This is a genomic window from Mycobacterium sp. H4Y (assembly GCF_000364405.1).
In the GTDB taxonomy this organism is placed as follows: domain Bacteria; phylum Actinomycetota; class Actinomycetes; order Mycobacteriales; family Mycobacteriaceae; genus Mycobacterium; species Mycobacterium intracellulare.
The window spans coordinates 1,776,066-1,795,901 of record NZ_AKIG01000001.1; the positions used below are offsets into that span (position 1 = coordinate 1,776,066).

A 19,836-nucleotide genomic window follows, 5' to 3' on the forward strand; every position below is an offset into this window, starting at 1 on the left:
TCGCGCTTAGGTCGACGAACCCTCGAAAGTCGCGCGGGTCAATGTCTGAACAACTATTCAAATAGGACACATATGTTCAGCGACAGTATATGTTTTCGCGCCGTGAACATATATTCCCATAGCAAATTCACCAGCTCCCGCCGTTGAGTTTATCGAACCATAGTCGGGCCAATTAAAATCAATGAGAGCGTGTACGAAAGGCAAAGTTCAGCCCTTTTTTAAGGCAGCGGACGCGTTGAACGTGTCGCTTCGCGATAAATACCGTCTCGGGGCAACCGGACACGTCGGCGTGTTCGTCCGGGGTCCAGTCCACTGAAGGGAAGTCAGATGTCGTCCGTATCTTCTGCTCCAGACAAGCTGTCGGCCGCGGCCGCAAACCTGCAATCGATCGGCGCGGCACTGAACGCCGAGAACACCGCCGCGGCGGCCCCGACGGTCGCGGTCGTTCCGGCCGCGGCAGATGAGGTTTCAATGTTGACCGCGGTGCGATTTGCGGCTCATGCTCAACGGTTTCAGGAACTGAGTGCGCGCGCGGCCGCGATCCAAGACCTGATGGTGGTGATGCTGGCCGCCAGCGCCGGCTCTTATGCGGCGACCGAGGCGGCCAACGCGTCGTCGGCGGAGTGAGCGTTCGGGCGTCCGGGGATCAGAACAGCGGACTGCTGCCGTCGCGGCGGCCAAGAACATTCGGTAACAGGGGCGCGCAAAACGCATTGGCGAGTGCCAAACTACGCTCAAATCAATCGACGACTATACCTCGCAATACATGATAATCGACAACGCTATTGTTTACGTCACGACATTCGTGAAAGGTTTGGGGCCCGCGGCCGCGGCGACCAAGCGATCGAGGACAAGAGGGTGATGCGCTGGACTCCGTCGCCGCCGCCCAGGGCGTATCTGCGGCGGGCCATGGGTAGCCGCGTGGGGTGCGCGTGATTTCCAGGCACCCAGCCAACCCGAAAAGGGATCAGGCCGGGGTGTTTGTGCTCGAGTAGGCCTTGAAATTGCGGATCAAGGGAATAACCGCATTGCCCGAGACCGCTGCGCGCTGACGGGTCCGAAACGAAGGATGGCGACGCATCGCCTCGCTACGTTCGCGTTCACGACGTTGGGCGGCGGCCCATACCGGGTGGGACTGAAGGAAAATAACCGTGCCTTCTTGGGTATTCGCCACGATCGTCACTCCTCTCAGACCACCCGCAAAGCTAGGACAGTGGTTATTGGATCGTGATCCCAGAATGCCCGCCGAATCCTGAGACCAAACCATCCCCCGAGATGAGAATTGGCCGTGAATTCCCAAATCTCATCCGGGTGCCCCTGCCGTGCCGCCGTCCGTGCACGGCCGACCGCGATTCGAACCGTAGCGGCAGGCTCCGACAATTCCCGTTTACCGTCGCGCACCGCCGGCTGCTAGGGTCCCTTGCTTATGCCGGAGATCGATCGCCGCCGCATGATTTTGACAACCGGGATCGGCGTGCTGGCAGCCGCGCTGCCGGCCCCGAAAACCTGGGCCTACCCGGCCGGACGGGATGAACCCGCCGGTCGGATACCGGCGCCCGCCGCGCCCAGCGGCCAGTCCGGGACCTACATATTCGCCGACGAATTCGACGGCCCTGCCGGTTCTGCACCCGATGCGTCCAAGTGGGTGGTTGCGAAAGCCCGCGAGACGATCAAGGACCCAACCTATTGGGAGCGACCCGAGAACATCGGCCAGTACCGCGATGATCGCCGGAACGTGTTCCTGGACGGCAAGTCCAATCTGGTCCTGCGCGCCGCCAAGGACGGACCCACTTACTACAGCGGCAAGGTTCAGAGCACCTGGCGCGGCGGGGTCGGCCACACCTGGGAAGCCCGGATCAAGCTGAACTGCCTGACCGCGGGCGCCTGGCCCGCCTACTGGCTGGGCAATGACGACCAGGGCGAAATCGATGTGATGGAGTGGTACGGCAACGGCAACTGGCCCTCGGCCACCACCGTCCACGCCAAAGCCAACGGCGGCGAGTGGAAGACCCACAACATCGCGGTGGACAGCGCATGGCACACCTGGCGATGCCAGTGGGACGAGGCCGGCATCCGGTTCTGGAAGGACTACGCCGACGGCGCGCAGCCCTACTTCGACGTACCGGCCAGTGCCCTGCCCGATTGGCCGTTCAACGGGGCGGGTTACACGACGTATCCGGTCTTCAACCTGGCGGTGGCCGGCTCGGGTGGCGGTGACCCCGGCCCCGGCACCTACCCCGCCGACATGCTCATCGACTGGATCCGCGTCTGGTAGACCGGCGCGCTCAGTGCGTCAGCAGGGCGGTCGCGCTCCAGGCCCGGCCACCCGGACGGCGGGGATCCGGCTGCGGCAGCCACGCGAGCGGGCGCATCACCAGCGGTAAGCGACGCATGCGGTGGGCGGCCAGATACAGCGCTTGCACGTCGACGGTGCGCCAGCCGAGGCTTTCGAAGTAGGCCAGCCCGTTCTCGGGTGCGAACTTGAACGGCGCGTTCTGCAACATGCCGGCCATCTTCTTGTTCATCAGCTTCTTCAAACCGGGCCCGGCGAAGTCGAGCATCCACCAGTGGACCTCGGGCCGCTTGATCGCCGCGGAAAGGGCGGTCACGTCACCGTCGTCCAGATACATGAGCAGGCCCTCGGTCAGCACCAGCGCCTTGCTTGCACCGTCGAGCGCCTCGTTCAGGAAGTCGTCGCGGGCCCGCGGGTCGGCGAGGTCGACGGCGGTGCGGGTCAACCGGCAGCGCGGCACCTGCTCGGCGAGCACCTGCGTTTTCTCGGAGAGCAGCTTCGGCAGATCCGCTTCCACCCACACGAAGTCGGGGGGAAGGTCCAGCCGATACGGCCTGGTGTCCAGCCCGGCGGCCAGATTCAGCACCCGGTCGCATCCGTCGGCGATCGCGTCGGCGATGGCGTCATCGATGATCTTGGTCCGCGCGACCAGCCACCAACCGCTGCGACTCGTGCGGGGCACGTTGTCGACGATCGCGCGGCCGTGCTCACCGGCCAGGAGTCCGGCAAACGGGTCGCTGAACAACGCGTCGGGGCGGGCCGATTCGGTGGCCCGGTGCAAGGCCGTCCACCGGATCGTCGGTAATCCGATACAGCCGCGCGATGAAGGGCTCAAAATCCCAAATGACAGCAGTGTGATTCACGCGTACCCTGGAAACCTTCGCCCGGTGCAATGCACCAGGGTGGAGTAACAGGAAGCACGACTACATGCAGATCCACCAACTATTCGTCGAGACACTCCGCGACATACGACAGAAGCTCGACAGCAACCCAACCGAGTATCAGCTGTTGAAGGTGTCGAGTCTGCTGCGGCAGATCCTATTGGAAAACTTGCTAGAAGATGCGAGCACGGCCACCTCCATGGAGGCCAAGTTCAAAGTCGTACTGCCGAAGCCGTATGTGCCCTCAGCCCAGTTAGACGCGGCGTGGGTGGCGATGCATGCAGTTCATCCCGAAGTCAAGCGCGTGAACGTTGGTGTGGGGATGCGTGGCGGCCTAATGAGTGGCGTGGCGTCCGAACCGGGCGACCAGGTGCTCGAACTCTTGCGGAAGGACTTTCTCGCCCACCCCATCGGTCTCACGCTGAGTGACGTTCAGTACTCCGTTGAGAGCGTGCTGCGCGTAGCAGCGAACAGCCTTGGTGGCACCCACAACGACGGTAAGCCCAACCGCAACAAAGAGGCTGAGGAACTGCGCAAGTACATGGAAAGCGGAGGAGCGCACTGGTTCGGCAGGTCTATGCCTTCGGCATTTGTGTTTGAGATTGCATGCTGCACTCTGCGTGCGTGTGAGCCACTGGCGGATGAACTTGAGCGTCTCGGGCTGTACTCACCAGCAGTGAGCGAGTGGGCATGGGACGGCAGCGGCACGGCGACATCAGGACTTTTCAGTGGAATGTCAGCGGGCACAAACCTTTACGTGGAATGTCTTCCCGTACCGTGACGAAAGCCGCCCGCCTCGTCGTGGAAGTCCTGGTAGGCGCAGGCACTTTTGATTGGGTACTCGTCGCGCTCTACTGGCGTAAGTCCGAAAATTCCTGACAGTATCGCCAACTGGTCAGGCGCGAGGTCGGGTGCGAGATCAGCCTGAGCCTGAGCCAGCGCCTCACTCTCGGGCGACAGCGGATAGAGCGGGACGGGGCCGCTTGTGTAGCGGTGGTCGTTGGGGTCTTCATCGGTGAACATCATGGGCTCTCACGATAGTAGGTTGAATATCGTTGCGTGACACCGCGATTAATACCGTCAAAGCCTGATCTCCGTCTACGCGGCGCTAGGACAGTGAAACGACGAAACCCCCCGGCAAGCCGAGGGGTTTCGGTGCGCACGAGAGACGGCGCGCAACGCCGGGTCAACACCAAGCCCGGCAAGTGTGGGTGGCCCCGCCCGTAACGCTGCCCATCCAAACAGCTAGGCGGGGCCGTTGGCGGCTTTAGGAGACCGCCCACTACTGAGCTGGCAGGGTGCATTTCCCTCGCGACAGGCGCGGCTCAGTGTGTTGATTGGTGCCGTTCGCTTTGGTGACAGCCATGCCACGAACGGCAAGTATTCAGTTAGCGATGTACGAGACCCAGCGGTAGCGCAGCGGTCGCCCCGAAAGGCTATGGGTGTCCGGCCATAGGCTTGGTCCGATCACCTTCAACCGCTGCCCGCCAATGGCGAGAATGTCGTTCGGCTGCAGCGTGATACCGGAAGCAATCGGGTACCCGACCATGCCCGCTGTGCTGACTACGTCGCCCCGTAGGCTGGCGTCCTGGGTGACGCTGCGGGTGGATCCGCTGTCGCCGCCGATGATTACATCGATGGTTCCGATTGGCGTTTCATCGACGCGGACGACGTTGCCGTCCTGGTCGATTGGGTCGCCGTGTGCGTCGCGGGCGTATGGACGAAACACAGTGCCGCTACTCATTATTGAGCCCTGATGCGATAACGATTGAGTACAAGGGTCTCAGCCAGCGACCAGCCGACGAACGCCGTCGCGTATGAAACCTGAGACGGACCCTCGACTTCTGAGTACCGAAGCCCGGTCGCGTTGGTGATCAGGCGGGCACTCGCGGTCAGGATCACCGACGCGATGTCCTCGTTCGGGCCTGCGTCGGTGAATCCCTGCCCACGGGTGTACGACTTCGCAAGGGAAGTGATCACCTGGATTACCGACGCGGCCTGAGCTGAGTCGACGGTGCGACCGAGGAACGCGCCCAGTGCTGTTGCGTCAGGCGCACTCATGGGGCTACGCCGCGTCGTAGAGACGAACCACGCCAGCCGGGTTGGCGAAACCAAAGCCGACGCGGGCGGTAGCTCGAACCTGCACCGCGTCCTCAGCGAACGCGGCTTCAGTCGAGCGGGTCACGGTGGTGCCGGTGCGCTGAACCACAAGGATCTGAGACGCGTCTACACCCCAGGCGTTCCCGCTGGCTACATCGACGCTCACGAGGACAGGCACGCCCGCCAGGGTGATTCCGTCCCCGACGTTGTCGAGCAGGCCCATGTTGGAGCCGGTCTGCTGCTTGGCCTTCGCCAGGGTCAGAGCCACGTCCGGCGACAAGACGAAGTGAGTCAGGTTGGCACCGTGCGCCTGGGCGGCGAACTTGGCGTCATGGAATGGGTCCAGCGAGGTCAGGGTAACGGTGCCGGTGTCGACAACCTGAATGCCGGAAAGCGAGAGAAGCCCGCTCGGGCCGTTGGTGGTCGTGTTCGAGAAGAACGCCGCGTCGATACCCTTCGCGACGGAGCGACCGAGGCGCTGCCCAACCTGATCGGCGACGGCGGGGTTAGTGTCCGCTGCAGCCTCATTCGAGATCTGAGTGCGACCGGCCACCTTCTTCGGAGTGATTACCAGCTCGTCAGTATCTGGGTCAGTCAGGGCGATAGTCGTGTTCTCGGCGTACCAAGCGACACTCGGATCGGCGGTCAACATCGGGAAGCGGATCGACTCGTTAGCGGTCGAGATCACCGTTCCGGCCTGGAAGGCGATACTCTTCGCGGCGACCACCGTGTCGATGAGCTTGCCGTAATCCTCAGGCGTCCACGCCTGGGCTAGGTTGCTGTCAAGAACAGCCATGATTGAAATCCTCTGGTGTATAGCGGTTTACGCGAACCGCCACCAGGGCGAATCATGGGAATGAGCACCAGGCTCGAAAGTTGAATAGCGTTGGCCACCAGGGCCGTTAGCTACTCTAATGGTATCACGGGACGGCTTATCGCAGCAGCGACGAGAAGTCCATCGGGCCAAAGCTGTTGCCGCGCTGCCCCTGTCCTACAGAGCCATTCGGCTTACGCGGCTTAGCCATGTGAGGCTTCGCGGCCACGAGGGCGTCCACGGCTTCGGCCAGCTTGTCGTCGTCCAGAAGATCTGGGTCATACGCGAGATCGGTTGCGTCGGCCAGCTTGTCGAGCGCGGATACCTTGAGGGCGAACAGTTCGCGGCTGAGTTCATCCACGCGGGCCTCTGCGGTCTTGGCGCGGTCGCGTAAGTTCTTGGCTTCGCGGCGAACCTTGGCCAGTGCTTCGGATTCCTGCTCGCCGTCTGTATCGCTCTCTACGGGCCCGGAGTCGTCCTCGGGTGTGGTGACTTCGGTCGGGTCTAGTTCGTCGTCGTGCGTGGCTTCTGGACCGGTGTCTGTGCCGCTCATGGCTCTCCTGTGGATTTGGGGGTTAGTAATTGTCCGCGCCCGAAAGGACTCGGCCCAGGGTGATGTCGCGGGCGTCGTTGGCTTCGGCCCTGATGTTCGCCAGCTCCTGCTCTACCTCGTCGTCGGACATCCCAAGCCCAGCGAGGATGGTGCGGCGACTCAACAGCCGTGAGCTGAACGCCTTTGTCGCAGCGTCCATCTCCTGAGCAACCGAACGAGTCGCGGCGCTGCTCCACTTCACCCTCAGCGGAAGCGTTGTCGGGTCGGTGCCGGGGTTATCGATGGCAATCAGAAGTCGACCCACCGTCTCCCAGGCCCTGCCAAACCGTTGTTGCTTCTGCTCACAGCGCGCCGTAAGTGAAGCTTCGCTCGCCCTCAGGCCATCGGCGCTGGGAACCTGACTGGCCGACAGCGGGTTTAGGTAATGGCTCGGTAGCGCAGACACAGCGGCGATCTGTGAAATAATCACCCGCACACCATCTTCGAACGCGCTTAGGTCAGCCGATGGCAAGGCTCCGAACTTGGTTTCGGGGTTCTCCGAAATCATGGTCTGCACCACGTCGATGTCATCGATGGGCGACACCAGGTCGACAACCGGCTGACCATCGTCGCTCAGAACAGGATCGCCGTTAGCATCAACTCGATTGCGCTCAACTAGCTCCAGGCCCGAGATCCAACGCCTACCTTTGCCAGCGGCCTCGGCTCCCACCATCATCGAAACCAACAGGTGGTTGAGCGCGTCGACCAAAGGCAGCAGATCACGGATCTCGCTGTGGCCGTTCTCGATTGGGACCAATGGAGGAACACCAAGGGGATTCGCCACAACATCCACTAAGCCAAACCCGGCAATCGGCGAGTCCGGCGACGGCGCTGAATAGTGCCGAATCTCCTGCGGTAGATACAAATAGGCTTCGGTTGTCGACTTGGTGTTGAACCTCTTCACCCCAGCGATAACGGACCTATCCGCAGGATCCCTCAGGACGTGGCACTGGCGCGGGCTCTCCACCGAGGCTACCGGCCTGCCGTCCTTCGTCCAGACCAACACGTAACCACAGGAGTACAGCAACGAGTCGGCCATGGCCTGCGCGGCAAGCTGATCAAGGTCTGTCTGAGTGAACAGATCCCACGCCCGAGGATCTGAATAGCCGACAATGCGCAGCCGCTCGACAATCGAATTTATCTGCAGTGCAGGTATATTCGAGGCCAGACGAGGCAGTCGGTTCCCGAGGGCCTTTCGGCTCTCGGGGCTAATCCAGGCTAGCTGCTGTTCGCCGCGCGCATACCGCTCAAGCTCGGTGTACCTTCCCTGCGGCGCGTCCAGCGCCTGTAGTGCCTCTTCCAAAAGATCGTTGTCGGTCAACGTGTTCCAATCGCTCGGTATTTCCGTTTCTGAGTGCCCAGCCAGGCGCAACGACTCGCGCACATGAGTAGGGCCGCCGCCGCGTCGACCTTGCCTGCTCCCCTGCGGCGGGAAGTCTTACCAATCCGAAGCCCACCGTTCGACTCGATGACCGTCGAGGCCAGCACATGGGCCGTCAGCGTCGGGTCACCGGAGTGAGTGAACTTGCCAGCCGTGGCCCAACTGAATAGCTCCGTCGTGGCCTTTGTCGTGCGGCTCGGACTCCACGGGAACTCAGAGACCTTTAACCCTTCTGACGACAGGATCTGCAATGTCCGTCCCCATCGAAACGGATCCGCTACAAGCTCTTTCACCCGCCAGCGGTTTCGTGCCTGGCGTATCGCGTTCTCCACGTCCAGCACCGGAATCCTGTACTCAGGGGTGCCGTCGTTGGCCCAGATCGCCAGGAGGTCATAGTGCGGCGTCTCCCCGATCTGCCCGACCACCAGGGCAGTTGCATCCGCATCCTTCCCGCCCCAACTGCCATCGAGGCCGATGACCACCTCAGCACCATCTGGAATCATGCGGCGATCCTCCAAGCCCTCCCACACCTCAGGCGCAATGAACGGAGACGTGTTCTCCGAAACCACCTGGCACAACCGCGACCGACGGAAATTGCCCTCAGTCGTCTGAGCCAGGAGGGCCCGCATGGAATCACGGGTCAGGAAGTCATCGAGACTCGGGCAGGCAATCTCCCAGCAGTGCTCGCAGGACGCCGGGTGATGCTGAAAATCGTCGGCGCTGAACTCCACCCACGCGAACGTTCGATCCTCAGGATGCTCCTGAGCATGCTTACGCAGATCAAGCAGAACCGAACTAGAGCTGTTCGGGGGTGTACCAATACCTATGGCCGTAGCACCCTGCTGCTTGCCCATGCCCAGCAGCAAGGTCTGCCACGTTTCCGGCGAGATCACCCCGACCTCATCGGCCAAGGCCAGCGTCCACGTGCCCAAGCCCTCTAGACGCTTGGCCTCGGCAGGTAGTGCCGTCAGGGTGCTCCCCTTGCTGGGAATCTTGATGTGGTCCCGGTAGACCTGGCAACGCGACGCCAGAGCCGGATTCAGCTCGACCATGCGAACGGCGGGCCTGAGCGTGAGACCGGCCTGACGCTCGTCCACGGCGACAATGGGAATCTCATTACCGTCTGGACCCAAGAACAGCTCATAGATCCCCAGAGCGGCCATCAGAGCTGTCTTGCCCGTACCGCGAGGACACATGATTCCCGCTACCGACGGGCGCGGGTTTGGATCCAGAATGGGACGCAGCATCTCAATCTGCCAGTCGCGCAACACGAATGGGGCACCCGAGCCCTTGCCCTTGGGCACGATCAAGTACTTCGCGCAAAACTCCGCAAAGCGCGCAGCGCCGACCGCCTCGGAAGCGAACGGCAACGGACTCGTGTCAGCTGCCCGCTTGGGTCCAGCAGCCATGAGATACTCCAATAACTATGGCGGATTGGGCGACCTGGGCACAGATTGCAGGTGTCGGCGGCCTGATCCTCGGCCTGTACAACGCGGGTCGCGGTATTCGCGAACCCGTGCGACTGCATCAACGTGAGCTACGTAAGCAACTGCGTGAGTGGATCTATGACGCCAACAAGGTGCTTAACGATGCCGATAGCCGCGTATTTGGGTACAAGGCGCTTGAGCCGTCGCACTGCCCCGACGCAATCGAACAAGCCGACAGTGAACTACGCAAATTCGAGTCGAACCTTCGGTCTCCCGGCGATGACCTGATAGTGGCTTACCGGGGCGTTCTCATGGGTGTGCGAATCGGGTGGTCCACCGTTGACCAGACTCCCGACGAAGAACGCCGTAGGACAACAATGTTCTGGACCACCAAGTTCGGCACGCAGGAATACACCAGCTACCCCAGTCACGCGGATTACATCCGCACCCTGCGAAGTGCAGTCAAAACGGGTGACGACATCACCGCCATAATCAATCGCATCGACAACGGGTCGTACTTCACCTACCTGCGTTACCGGACGCGACCCAAGGTATGGCAAACGATGTCGCGCCAACTGAAGCGGAAGTAATCGTCCCCGCGCTTTGCATGGTGTGTCCGGCAGGCGGTCGGCCCGGCCCCAACGCCCCGGTCGGCACATCTGCGCAGGTCAGCCGGTTTCGTGGTCGCGGCAAACGCGTTGGTTGCTGCCGTCGAGGTCGTTGGAACCGTGAGTTGTTGAGCTGCGGTGATGGGCCGCTGATCATGGACTCGTTGCGACGTGGGCGGTTCGTTGTTTGCGGGCGTTGATGGCGGCGTGCACGGCCTGGCGCTCGGCGTCGGCGCAGTGGTGCTGGCGTTGACCGTTGTGGAACCTGCACAGCACACGACAGTTGAGCGGTTCTAGTGCCAGCGTGGGATCTTCAGCTAGCGGGATGATGTGGTCGACTGTCAGGTCTGTTGTGGTCCCGCATTTTTCACAGAATGGTGATGTCTTGCGGAGTCGTGCCGAAAGTCGATCCCATGCCGAAGTGCGGTGTCGTTCTACCCGGCTGAGCGTGGTTGTCCGCTTGGGTTGGCAGTCGGCGCAGCGGGACGTACCGGGCTCGGCGTCCTCGCCGCATACGAGGCATGGCTTGGAAAGCATCAACACACCGGGATTGGTTGGATGTGCCTAGAGGCCTATTGCGGCGAGTTCCTGCGTCAGCTCAGTGATGGTTGCCTCACGGGCGGCGATGGTGGCGTCGGCTTCGGCGAGGAGCTGCCGAAGGTGGCGTGTCCTGATCTGTTCCTCGCGGAGCAGTTCTGCCGGATCGGTGGTTGGCTCGCTGGCGACGTACGGGAATGGTGTTGCGGCCATGTGCATCTCCTGGGATCGAGTAACTTCGGGGTCGAGTTGGTGCGCTGCACGCGGCTTGGACTTCACGTGATCCTGCGCTACTTAGCTGATGACAGTGCGTGCCGTTGCAGTGACAGCACCTGACGCGTATCCAGCGGCCACGCGTATCGATGAGTTCTGCGGCGCCATAGGCCCATTCGCTCACGCGTGCACCGGCTCATACAGGCGGTGATAGATGTCATCGAGCCACTTACGTGCGTCCTCGACCATGTAGCGCCATTCGTCGCTTAGATCCATGCCTTCGGGTGGCGTGGGCGGGATGTATTCCACACCAAGCCATTCGGCAACGGCCAGGGTGTCTCCGACCTGCCAGCATCGACGCAGCATCGCGATGGCCTTGTCTCGCGTGTACGGCAGCAGGCTGTACTTGCGGTAAGGGTTGTCACTCATCGCTTCTCACTCTCAGAACGGAGGTTCATCCTGTGTCCAGTGCTGCCCACTCGGTTCGTTCCAAACGGATTCGGCGGCTCCGACACTGGCCAGTGCGGGCTCGCGTACCCTGCCGCATGCGCGCCCGTGCCACTTGCAATCTGTGCAGTCGTCAGGCAGGAACTCATCAGGCGAGTCGTGGAACATCTGTGTTGTCACAATCCTAAGCGGCATCGACGGCGGTGAAACGGGCTCGAAGGAGTGTTCGCCAGCCGTTTCGCCGGGAGGATTTGATGTAAACGGATTTGTTAGAGGATCTGGTGAAGGATCTGATAGTGGGCGAGATTTCGCCGGTAGGTCTACGGAATCCTGCCGGTAGGTTGGCGAGATTTCGCCGGTAGCTTGCGGGATTTCGCCGGTAGGTACCTCGTTGGAATCGACCAACCGGCGAGATTCTGCCGGTAGCTCTGGCATGCCAAGCCCGTAGACAGTTGCGAACCCTTGGCCCTGGCCATTGCCGTGGCCGCGTGGACCCTTGACGAGATAACCATTCTCGGTCAGCCACTTCAGGTAGTCCCGTACTGAACGCGCCGACAGGCCCGTGTCGTCTGCCAGCCTCTGCTCGCCAGGGTGCGCATTGTTGCCGTACTCGTCGGTGTAGTTGAAGACGGCCAACAGCACTCGATACGCGCCGTTGCTCATGTCATGTCCACGCAGGCCCTTTAGGTAAGTCAGCTTGCTAAACACGTTGCTGCTCAACGGATTCCTCGCGTTGTTTCGGCGATGGCCCGTGCCACATGCGCATCGAGGTCGGACTGGTAGTAGTAGACCTTGCCGTGCCGCTTATGGCTGACGGGCGGGCGATCCTCGGATCGCAGCCGGTACAGGTGTGCAGGGCTATAGCCCAGGTAATCGGCAGCCTGCGGGAGGCTCAGCAACGTATCGGCGCTCATATCTGCTCCATGCGGGAAGGTTCGACCACGCGCGAATTATGTTGGTGCGCTGCGAATGCTGGTCAGGCTTCGAGGAGACGGCCCAATGGGCAATGTCCCTCTGTAGCTAACTATAGCAGGCCTTTGCCGATTTCCGAGTCGTCGCACGTCAAAAGCCTAAGAACGATTGCCAACCGTCTACCGGGAGAAAGCGGCGTGGGGTCTGCCGGGAGTCGCTATGTTGTCGAAATCTGCCTGACGAGCACTAGGTTCTAACTGGTGGAGGGATGACCACGAAGGGATCCTCAACGTCATCCGTTTTGATCGCGCGAAAGCGGTCACCGACGGTGACCTCATTCCGCCGCACAGCGAACTCAATACCGGCGTCGGTCAGCATCTTGCGCCGTTCGTCTACCGATGACTCGTCCCACGCCTGCGCCCACGTTCGGCCGGTGCCGACCTGTCCCCAATGCCCTTCAACCTGGGGCAGTGCGCTTAACCTGCCCAGCTCGGCCTCAACAGCCGCTAGCTGCTTCTCTAGGCGTTGCTTGGCTACCTCGGGCAGGTTTGTGGTGAGGCGTTCCGACAGTGCGTCGTAGCGGGCGACAGCGTCTTGCAGCGCGGTTGTGTGGTCCTCGCCCGGTATCCATTCCCGGCGCGTGATCTCGTCGTCGCCTTTGGCCAGCATCAGCGCCTGCTCGGCCAGCCGCTCCAACTGGTCGGCGCGCATGGCCGGGCGGTGATCGCACTTCGCACGGTAGTAGTAGCGGCGTCGCTTATCGCGGCCACGGCTGGACTCGTAACCCATCGCGGCACCACACTCGGCGCACCGCGCCAGCCCCGACAGCGGTGAGGCGTTCCTGCGGCTGCCCGCACCGTTGCCAGGAACTAGCGCGGCCTGCAACCGATGGAAGGTTTCAGCGTCGAGTAACTCGGGGCCGAACATGACCGGCTGGCCGTCGTCACCCAAAATCACCTCACCCTTGTGGACACGGTGCCCGCGCAACGCCGGAGAGCGCAGCATGTGACGCATAGAGCTGACTTGCCACTTGCCGCCCTTCGGGGCCGGTACGCCAGCGGAGTTCAATTCGCGGCAAACAGAGGCCATCGTGCTGCCGTCGAGTATGCGGCCAACGATCGTGTTCACCACGGCTGCCTTATCGGGGTCCGCGTCCAGCTTGCAACCCTTGCCATTCCTCACCACCCTGTAGCCGTAGGGTGGGTTCCCACCGGGCCAGCGACCCACCTGGCGAAGGTGGGCTTGTGATCCCGACTGTCTGGCCTGGATGGCTTCTAGTTCCATCTGGGCCATCCCGGCAAGGATCTGCGCGACCATCAGCCCCACAGTGCTCGACAGATCTAACGATTCTGTGATCGACACGACCGTCTTGGCGTTCGTCTTGGCCCACTGGAACAGGTCATTGAGGCCGAACATGTTGCGGGCGAGCCTGTCGAGTTTCCACGCCACTACCCCGTCGAACTCGGGATAGCGGTTCTTGAGCCAGTCGCCGAACTGTGGTGTATCGAACGGGGACAGCTTCCCAGACACGTCGATGTCTTCGGCCCACCCCACGATGGTGTGGCCGTGGACTGTGGCCCACTGAGTGATGATCTCGCGCTGGCGCTCGACACTGGTGGACTCATCCGTGAAGACCGACAGCCTGGTACGGGCAAGGAATCGCATGTGACCAGCGTAGACATGTGTCGGAATTAGCGCAATGTGGTCCACCGGGCCGTATCCGAGACATGGGTGATCGCGTGCGCTGGGCCAGCCATACGTTGCGTTATAGCACCTCGTTGCCGCCCTACTGATCGGCCCCGCCCGCGCGTCGGATTGCCCGCGGCGGGGCCCGGACTGGGATCTACAGCTGCGCCCAGACCGACTTCGTCTTCAGGTAGATCTCCAGGCCCTCTTTGCCGAACTCGTGGCCCCAGCCGGACTGCTTGTAGCCGCCGAAGGGCACATCGTGGTCGAAGACCAACTGGCAGTTGACCTGAACGCTGCCGGCCTGCAGCCGCCTCATGATGCGGTGGGCCCGGCCGAGGTTCTCCGTCCACGCGGTGGCCGCCAGGCCGTAGGTGGTGTCGTTGGCCAGGGCCACGGCCTCGTCCTCGTCGTCGAACGGCAGGATGGTGACCACCGGCCCGAAGATCTCCTGCTGGTACAGGCGCATACCCGGGTCCACGTTGGTCAGCACCGTCGGGTGGACGAAGTAGCCCTTGCGGTCCAGGCGGTGGCCGCCGGTGACCACTTCCACGCCGTCCTTCTTGCCTTCGTCGATGAATCCCATCACCCGGTTCAGCTGCTTCTGACTGATCAGCGGGCCACTGACGCAGCCCTCTTCGCTCGGGGCGCCCAGCTTGAACGAATTCGCCATCATCGCAATGCCTTCCACGACCCGGTCGTAGACCCCGCGCTGGGCGAAGATGCGCGACCCGCACACGCAGCCCTGGCCGGAGTGCACGAAGATGCCCAGCGACGCCATCATGATCGCGTTGTCCAGGTTGGCGTCGTCGAAGATCAGCACCGGCGATTTCCCGCCGAGTTCGAGCGTGACCTTCTTCAGGTTGTCCGCCGAAGCACGCACGATCTCCTTACCGACCTCGGTCGAACCGGTGAAGGCGACCTTCTCGACGTCGGGGTGCGCGGTGATCGCGGCGCCCGCGGTGTGGCCGTAACCGGTCAGCAGGTTGACGACGCCCTCGGGAACGCCGGCCTCGTGGATGAGCTTGTCCAACAACAGTGCCGACAGCGGCGTCTCCTCGGCGGGCTTGACGAGCAGGCTGCCGCCCGCGGCCAGGGCCGGCGCGAGTTTCGCGCTGGCGTTGAAGATCGGGCCGTTCCACGGGAAGATCAGCCCCACCACGCTGTAGGGCTCTTTGAGCGTGTAGGCGTGCATATTGACGTAGTTGTCGGTCGCGATGCCGTCGGTCTTGACGTCGTAGGCGACGCCGTTGATCTTCGAACACCAACCGGCGTAGTAGCGGAAGAACTCCGAACAGGTGGACATCTGTAACTGGGCCTGCATCAAGGGCATTCCCGTGTTCAGGGAGTCGAGTTGGGCGAACTCTTCGGCGTGTTCGTCGATCAAATCCCCAATCCGCCACAAGATCTTGGCCCGCTCGCGGCCGGGAAGCTCGGACCAGACACCCGACTCGAACGACGCCTTCGCCCGCGCGGCGGCCTCGTTGACCGCTTCCTGCCCGCAATCGGTGAACTCGGTGATCGTCTCCTCGGTCGCGGGATCGATGACCGTGATGACGTCACCCGTTCCGGGTCGCTTTCGAAGGTCGTCCAGTACCGCCTGCACCGTCATCTGATCCCTTTCGTCTTGCCAGTCGTCGCAACCAGCGCCGAATGCGCTCAGTGCTGAGCACTTGCTTAGCATTCTGCACACGGCTGGTCAAGCATTCGCAGGCGGATGGCCTCAGCGCAGTTCTTGGATACGAATGAGGTTGCCCGCCGGATCGCGGACGGCGCAGTCGCGAAGGCCGTACGGCTGGTCGGTGGGCTCCTGAACGATCTCGACGTCATTGCCCTGCAGCCGTTCGAAGGTGCCGTCTAAATCCTTGGTGGCCAGCAACAGTGTGGCGTAGCTGCCCTTGGCCATCATCTCGGCGATGGTGCGGCGCTCGTCGTCGGTGAGGCCCGGGTTGGCGGCCGGGGGGTTCAAGACGATGGAGGTGTCCGGCTGGTTCGGCGGGCCGACCGTGATCCAGCGCATCGCGCCCTTGCCGACGTCGAGGCGGACTTCGAAGCCGAGAACGTCGCGATAGAAGGCGAGTGAGGCTTCCGGATCGTCATGGGGAAGGAAGCTCGAGTGAATGGTGATGTTCATGCGGTCAGGCTAGGTCCGGCCCGGCGACGGGTGCTTCTCGATTCCTGATCGGTCTCGACACCTGTTTGGCCACGCATGGTGGTATGCCGGCCAGCGCATCGGTTGACTGCCGGCGATAGGTGCTGGGTGGTACACCCACCAATTCGGTGAACCGGCTACTGAAGGTGCCCAATGACGAGCAGCCGACCGCGAAGCAGACCTCGGTGACGCTCAGGTCGCCGCGGCGAAGCAGTGCCATCGCGCGCTCGATGCGTCGCGTCATCAAGTAGGAGTATGGCGATTCGCCGTAGGCAGAACGGAATTCGCGGCTGAGGTGGCCGGCGGACATGTGCGCGTCACGGGCCAGCGCTTCGACGTTCAACGGCTGCGTGTAGTCGCGGTCGATTCGGTCCCGGACGCGGCGCAACAGAACAAGGGTCCGCAGCCGCTGCGCCGTCGCGTCCGCTCTGCCGGTCACCCGCTCGATGCTGCCACCCCGGGCCGCAAATCGCCTAAATCCGTGCGTATCTGACCGTGTGTCGGGCTCAGGCCGTCGCGGCGCGGTGCCATGCCAGCGGGTTGAGCCCGCGGTAGGGATCCTTTTCCCGCAACCGGAGCAGCTCGGACAGTATGGTTTCCAGCTGCCGTCGGGTCCGCTCCTTGACGATGTCCACCCACTGCTCGTTCTCGACCCCCAGCGGTGTCGTCGTGTCGATCGGGGCGCCGAACCGCAAATACATCCGCTGCGGCCGCGGGATGAGTGTGGGGCCGATCCCCCGCAACAGCGGCATAGCCATGTCCGGGCGGCCATTCAATCGTCGACTCAGCGCCGCACTGAACTTCGCGTACGCGCTGTCGCGCGTGGTCCAACTGCGATAGACATCGTCGCCCCCAACCAGCCCGACCGGCACGATCGGGTAGCCGTTCGCCACCGAAACGCGAGCGAATCCGGAGCGTCCTTGCCAGCGCAGCGCGTACTCCTCACCCTTGAATTTCGCAATCTCGCGTCCGCCGCCGGGAAACACCAGGATGGTTTCGTCGTGGCGCATCAGCTCGCGGACGGTCTCGGGGGCGCCGATGACGCCACCGAACGCCGCCATCAGATCGGCGGGCAACCCCTGCAGCCGCCCGAAGTTCCGGTCGGCCAGCGGCCGCACCCGCGTTCCAACGCTGCGCCGAACCATGTCTGGGATCAGAAAGACCTCGGAGCCGAACTGAGTGTGGTTACCCACCAACAGGAATCGCCCGTCGGGCGGCAGATTCTCCAGGCCGTCGACGTACGGCCGGGACAGGTCCAGAACGGGTTGCAGCCGTTCGGTCACCACATCAAGCGCCCGGCGCAGCGACCGGACGCGGCTACTGGGTTGCATGATGCCGACCAGATCAGTTTCGTCACTCATGGTCGGCGGGTCCGTCCGGACGCGAGAACACAACGGCGTTCGACGGCATCCCAAGACGCCGCGGCGACGGCAGGACCTCGACCCGTATCCCCGGGCCGGCGGCGTGGCCGAGGGCCTCGAGCGCCGATGTGCTGTACGCCCGCAACGCGCTGATGAACCCGTCGTGCACGGACGGCGGTATCCAGGACCACGGCAATAGCGCGAGGTTCACCGGCAGCGCCATCACCGGAAACATCAAGGTGGCCAACGGCGTTCGCCTCTTGAGGTCAATGACCAAGAACCGCTTCCCGACCCGGGTGGCCTCGGCGATTGCGCGACAGGCGATCGCGGGCGGCAAGTGGTGAAAGGCCAACGCAAACACCACCAGGTCATAGCTGTCGTCCGGGGCATCAATGGCGGTTGCATCGATCACCTTGGCGTGCGCCCGAGGGTGAGTGCCGAGCTCGCTCGCGGTGATGTTGGCGACCGAGGTGGAGTCCACATCGGAGACTGTGACCGTGGCCGTGGGGTGCAGTTCGAGGATCTTGGCGGACAGCTTGCCGTGACCCGCACCCAACTCCAAAACACGGGGGTTGGGGATGTCGCCGACAACGTCCAACGCGAGCTGGGCGAAAGTCTCGTGCTGGTTGGTCAGGGTGCCGATGCGATCCAGCATCCTGATGACCTTCTGTTTGACCTCGTCGGAGACGTCGTCGCGGTCGAGGTACTCCAGTGCATCGGTCTCGAACCGACGATCCAGCCACGATGCGTCCGGGCCGCCCCGCGGCATTGTCGCAACAGCAGTCTGGTCAAGCGTCTTGGCCGTGCCCATCACAACGTCTCCTTCGGTTTACCTTGTGCTCCCACCACCCTAACAAACGAACCAGTTCGTCCGCCTATGATGACCGTGTGAGGACGACCACTGAGCTGCGCGGCGAAATCCTCGCCGCTGCGCGCGCGGAATTCGCGCAGTATGGGTTGGCGGGCGCGCGCATCGACCGCATCGCGCGGGCTGCGAGTGCGAGCAAAGAACGCCTGTACGCGCACTTCGGCGACAAGGAAACGCTCTTTCGCGGTGTGGTAGCGGCAGACGGCGCGGAGTTCTTCCGCGCGGTGGAGTTGCGTCCCGATGCCGTGCCCGAGTTCGTCGGTGACATCTTCGATCTCGCCCAGAACCGGCCGGAGCATCTGCGCATGATCACCTGGGCGCAGCTGGAGGGCTTCCCCCTCGACAAGCCGGAGTTCGAGGGCGAATCCCCGCCCGATGCGGCCATCGCCGCGCTGGAGCAGGCCCGGGTCGACGGCCACGTCGATCCGTGGTGGGACCCTCGCCAACTGCTGGTACTGCTATTCGGAATCGGGCTCTCGTGGGCCCACTGGCCCGACCCCGACGCGGCGACCACGGATGCGGACGTCATCGCAGAGCGCCGCGCGGCCGCGGTGGAGGCGGCGGCCCGCATCGTCAGCGCGCGAGCTTAGCCCGGCCGTCGACGAATACGTCGTCGAATAGTGGTGTGCTGCAACCTTTTAAACGCCGACAAGTTCCGGGTGGAACTTGGCCGCCATGCGGCGAATTCCGTCTCGCCAGTCGACCGTGGTGCCCCCGATGAGCTCGTGCATCCGGTCGACGGTGGTGGGGTTGCCGCGCAGCGCTTGGTCGCTGGGCTCGAAGATCGGCGCTTTGCCGACCAGCGAGCCGAGGTAGTCACACCACTCCTGCAGGCTGACGGTCTGGTCACCGCACCAGTTGACGGTGGTGGCCGGGACCGACGCGACCTGAAGCAGCTTGGGGATGGTGGCGATGATGTCGTCCTCGTGAATCGGGTTGTAGCGGGCGGGTTCGCCGGGCGGGACCGGGATCGGGATGCCGGCCAGCATCATCTCCATGTGGTAGAACGGCCACCCGCCGTTGTCGCCGTAAGGGACGTTGAGCCGGGCGATCGTGGTGGGCAGTCCGATGACACGGGCCACCGAACGGGCGACGACCTCCCCGGCGATCTTGGAGATGGAATAGGTGGGAAACAGTGGCTTGTGGTTGTCCCCCAGGGCGGAACGCTCGCTGCGGGGGTCGTCGTCCGGGGGGTCGTAGACGGCGGCCGACGAACAATGCAGGAACGCCTTCGCCTCGCGGCAGTGGGCCATGAGCAGGCCCACCGACTCCGCGTTGGCCGCCAGGTCCTTGTCCCAGCTGCCGCTCTTGGCCACCGCCAAGTTGAGGACGTAATCGAAATCCTTTGGGACACCGTTGAAGTCGCCGGCGGCCAAATTCACTGTCTCGCATCGAATTCCGGCCGCCTCGAGGCATTGTCGCGCGGCGGGATCGGTGAAGCGGGCGATTCCCCACACTTCGTTGTCGGCCGCGAGCGCCCGGGCGATGGGGGTCGCGATTTGACCGGTCGGACCGGTGATCAGGATCTTCGAGCCGCGCATGGGCGCAATGCTAGCGAGGAGCC

Annotated in this window: 26 protein-coding genes; 6 read left to right on the plus strand and 20 right to left on the minus strand. The window is 63.0% G+C overall.

Annotated features, from left to right (window positions below; genetic code table 11):
* Positions 1 to 327: 327 nt before the first annotated feature.
* Positions 328 to 627, plus strand: coding sequence for a PE family protein (locus W7U_RS07905; RefSeq protein WP_008256699.1), 300 nt, complete (start codon positions 328 to 330; stop codon positions 625 to 627).
* Between the two features lie 340 nt (positions 628 to 967).
* Here the strand turns inward: W7U_RS07905 and W7U_RS26135 are convergent, their stop codons facing one another.
* On the minus strand, positions 968 to 1,174 hold the full coding sequence (locus W7U_RS26135; RefSeq protein WP_131810880.1) for a hypothetical protein: 207 nt from the start codon (positions 1,172 to 1,174) through the stop codon (positions 968 to 970).
* A 252-nt stretch (positions 1,175 to 1,426) separates the two neighbouring features.
* Here W7U_RS26135 and W7U_RS07910 point away from each other — a divergent pair, with 252 nt between their 5' ends.
* Complete coding sequence (locus tag W7U_RS07910) at positions 1,427 to 2,275, plus strand: glycoside hydrolase family 16 protein (RefSeq protein WP_008256701.1); 849 nt, start codon at positions 1,427 to 1,429, stop codon at positions 2,273 to 2,275.
* 10 nt (positions 2,276 to 2,285) lie between these two features.
* Here the strand turns inward: W7U_RS07910 and W7U_RS07915 are convergent, their stop codons facing one another.
* Positions 2,286 to 3,074 carry an SAM-dependent methyltransferase gene (locus W7U_RS07915; protein ID WP_008256704.1) on the minus strand — a complete coding sequence of 263 codons (789 nt, stop codon included), beginning with the start codon at positions 3,072 to 3,074 and terminating at the stop codon, positions 2,286 to 2,288.
* A gap of 146 nt (positions 3,075 to 3,220) precedes the next feature.
* Here W7U_RS07915 and W7U_RS07920 point away from each other — a divergent pair, with 146 nt between their 5' ends.
* Entirely contained in the window at positions 3,221 to 3,955 is a 735-nt protein-coding gene (locus W7U_RS07920) for a hypothetical protein (RefSeq protein WP_008256706.1), read from the plus strand.
* On the opposite strand, the gene W7U_RS26140 is transcribed toward W7U_RS07920, so the two are convergent.
* The 7 genes from W7U_RS26140 to W7U_RS07950 all read right to left on the minus strand — a co-directional run bounded on the left by W7U_RS26140 (position 3,928) and on the right by W7U_RS07950 (position 9,470).
* Positions 3,928 to 4,200, minus strand: a complete 273-nt coding sequence (locus W7U_RS26140) for a hypothetical protein (protein ID WP_136244639.1) — start codon at positions 4,198 to 4,200, stop codon at positions 3,928 to 3,930. The two genes, W7U_RS07920 and W7U_RS26140, sit on opposite strands and share 28 nt — an antisense overlap.
* 358 nt (positions 4,201 to 4,558) lie before the next feature.
* Positions 4,559 to 4,918 carry a hypothetical protein gene (locus W7U_RS07925; protein ID WP_232518772.1) on the minus strand — a complete coding sequence of 120 codons (360 nt, stop codon included), beginning with the start codon at positions 4,916 to 4,918 and terminating at the stop codon, positions 4,559 to 4,561.
* The gene (locus W7U_RS07930; protein WP_008256710.1) at positions 4,918 to 5,235 is read right to left on the minus strand and encodes a hypothetical protein; all 318 of its coding nucleotides are present in this window, start codon (positions 5,233 to 5,235) and stop codon (positions 4,918 to 4,920) included. The genes W7U_RS07925 and W7U_RS07930 overlap by 1 nt, the downstream gene beginning before the upstream one ends.
* Positions 5,236 to 5,239: 4 nt before the next feature.
* Complete coding sequence (locus W7U_RS07935; protein ID WP_008256712.1) at positions 5,240 to 6,070, minus strand: phage major capsid protein; 831 nt, start codon at positions 6,068 to 6,070, stop codon at positions 5,240 to 5,242.
* 136 nt (positions 6,071 to 6,206) lie between these two features.
* Entirely contained in the window at positions 6,207 to 6,641 is a 435-nt protein-coding gene (locus W7U_RS07940; protein ID WP_008256715.1) for a hypothetical protein, read from the minus strand.
* A gap of 22 nt (positions 6,642 to 6,663) precedes the next feature.
* Positions 6,664 to 8,001 (minus strand): phage portal protein, encoded by a 1,338-nt coding sequence (locus tag W7U_RS07945; RefSeq protein ID WP_008256717.1) that lies wholly within the window; start codon positions 7,999 to 8,001, stop codon positions 6,664 to 6,666.
* Complete coding sequence (locus W7U_RS07950) at positions 7,998 to 9,470, minus strand: terminase large subunit (RefSeq protein ID WP_008256721.1); 1,473 nt, start codon at positions 9,468 to 9,470, stop codon at positions 7,998 to 8,000. Before W7U_RS07950 ends, W7U_RS07945 begins: the two co-directional genes overlap by 4 nt.
* A 17-nt stretch (positions 9,471 to 9,487) precedes the next feature.
* On the opposite strand from W7U_RS07950, the gene W7U_RS07955 reads away from it, so the two are divergent.
* Complete coding sequence (locus W7U_RS07955; RefSeq protein ID WP_008256723.1) at positions 9,488 to 10,078, plus strand: hypothetical protein; 591 nt, start codon at positions 9,488 to 9,490, stop codon at positions 10,076 to 10,078.
* Between the two features lie 189 nt (positions 10,079 to 10,267).
* On the plus strand, positions 10,268 to 10,393 hold the full coding sequence (locus W7U_RS26900; RefSeq protein ID WP_255348946.1) for a hypothetical protein: 126 nt from the start codon (positions 10,268 to 10,270) through the stop codon (positions 10,391 to 10,393).
* A 267-nt stretch (positions 10,394 to 10,660) separates the two neighbouring features.
* On the opposite strand, the gene W7U_RS07960 is transcribed toward W7U_RS26900, so the two are convergent.
* The 10 genes from W7U_RS07960 to W7U_RS08000 form a co-directional block, all read right to left on the minus strand.
* On the minus strand, positions 10,661 to 10,846 hold the full coding sequence (locus tag W7U_RS07960; protein ID WP_136244640.1) for a hypothetical protein: 186 nt from the start codon (positions 10,844 to 10,846) through the stop codon (positions 10,661 to 10,663).
* Between the two features lie 180 nt (positions 10,847 to 11,026).
* A complete protein-coding gene (locus W7U_RS07965; protein ID WP_008256727.1) occupies positions 11,027 to 11,275 on the minus strand; it encodes a hypothetical protein in 249 nt (82 codons plus the stop codon).
* 12 nt (positions 11,276 to 11,287) lie between these two features.
* Positions 11,288 to 12,013 carry a helix-turn-helix domain-containing protein gene (locus tag W7U_RS26145; protein ID WP_136244641.1) on the minus strand — a complete coding sequence of 242 codons (726 nt, stop codon included), beginning with the start codon at positions 12,011 to 12,013 and terminating at the stop codon, positions 11,288 to 11,290.
* Positions 12,010 to 12,207: a helix-turn-helix domain-containing protein gene (locus W7U_RS07970; RefSeq protein ID WP_008256729.1), complete on the minus strand. Its 198-nt coding sequence runs from the start codon at positions 12,205 to 12,207 to the stop codon at positions 12,010 to 12,012. Before W7U_RS07970 ends, W7U_RS26145 begins: the two co-directional genes overlap by 4 nt.
* A gap of 244 nt (positions 12,208 to 12,451) precedes the next feature.
* Positions 12,452 to 13,870 (minus strand): recombinase family protein, encoded by a 1,419-nt coding sequence (locus tag W7U_RS07975; protein ID WP_008256731.1) that lies wholly within the window; start codon positions 13,868 to 13,870, stop codon positions 12,452 to 12,454.
* Between the two features lie 178 nt (positions 13,871 to 14,048).
* The gene (locus W7U_RS07980) at positions 14,049 to 15,503 is read right to left on the minus strand and encodes an aldehyde dehydrogenase family protein (RefSeq protein WP_008256733.1); all 1,455 of its coding nucleotides are present in this window, start codon (positions 15,501 to 15,503) and stop codon (positions 14,049 to 14,051) included.
* A 111-nt stretch (positions 15,504 to 15,614) separates the two neighbouring features.
* Positions 15,615 to 16,025: a VOC family protein gene (locus tag W7U_RS07985; RefSeq protein ID WP_008256735.1), complete on the minus strand. Its 411-nt coding sequence runs from the start codon at positions 16,023 to 16,025 to the stop codon at positions 15,615 to 15,617.
* Positions 16,026 to 16,029: 4 nt separating this feature from the next.
* Positions 16,030 to 16,482, minus strand: coding sequence for a helix-turn-helix transcriptional regulator (locus W7U_RS07990; RefSeq protein ID WP_008256736.1), 453 nt, complete (start codon positions 16,480 to 16,482; stop codon positions 16,030 to 16,032).
* 67 nt (positions 16,483 to 16,549) lie between these two features.
* Positions 16,550 to 17,404 (minus strand): lysophospholipid acyltransferase family protein, encoded by an 855-nt coding sequence (locus W7U_RS07995; protein WP_008256737.1) that lies wholly within the window; start codon positions 17,402 to 17,404, stop codon positions 16,550 to 16,552.
* Positions 17,397 to 18,215, minus strand: a complete 819-nt coding sequence (locus tag W7U_RS08000) for a class I SAM-dependent methyltransferase (RefSeq protein WP_008256738.1) — start codon at positions 18,213 to 18,215, stop codon at positions 17,397 to 17,399. The genes W7U_RS07995 and W7U_RS08000 overlap by 8 nt, the downstream gene beginning before the upstream one ends.
* A gap of 77 nt (positions 18,216 to 18,292) precedes the next feature.
* On the opposite strand from W7U_RS08000, the gene W7U_RS08005 reads away from it, so the two are divergent.
* Positions 18,293 to 18,862 carry a TetR family transcriptional regulator gene (locus tag W7U_RS08005; RefSeq protein WP_008256739.1) on the plus strand — a complete coding sequence of 190 codons (570 nt, stop codon included), beginning with the start codon at positions 18,293 to 18,295 and terminating at the stop codon, positions 18,860 to 18,862.
* Positions 18,863 to 18,910: 48 nt separating this feature from the next.
* Here W7U_RS08005 and W7U_RS08010 read toward each other — a convergent pair whose 3' ends face one another.
* Positions 18,911 to 19,813: an NAD(P)-dependent oxidoreductase gene (locus W7U_RS08010; protein WP_008256740.1), complete on the minus strand. Its 903-nt coding sequence runs from the start codon at positions 19,811 to 19,813 to the stop codon at positions 18,911 to 18,913.
* Positions 19,814 to 19,836: the final 23 nt, after the last annotated feature.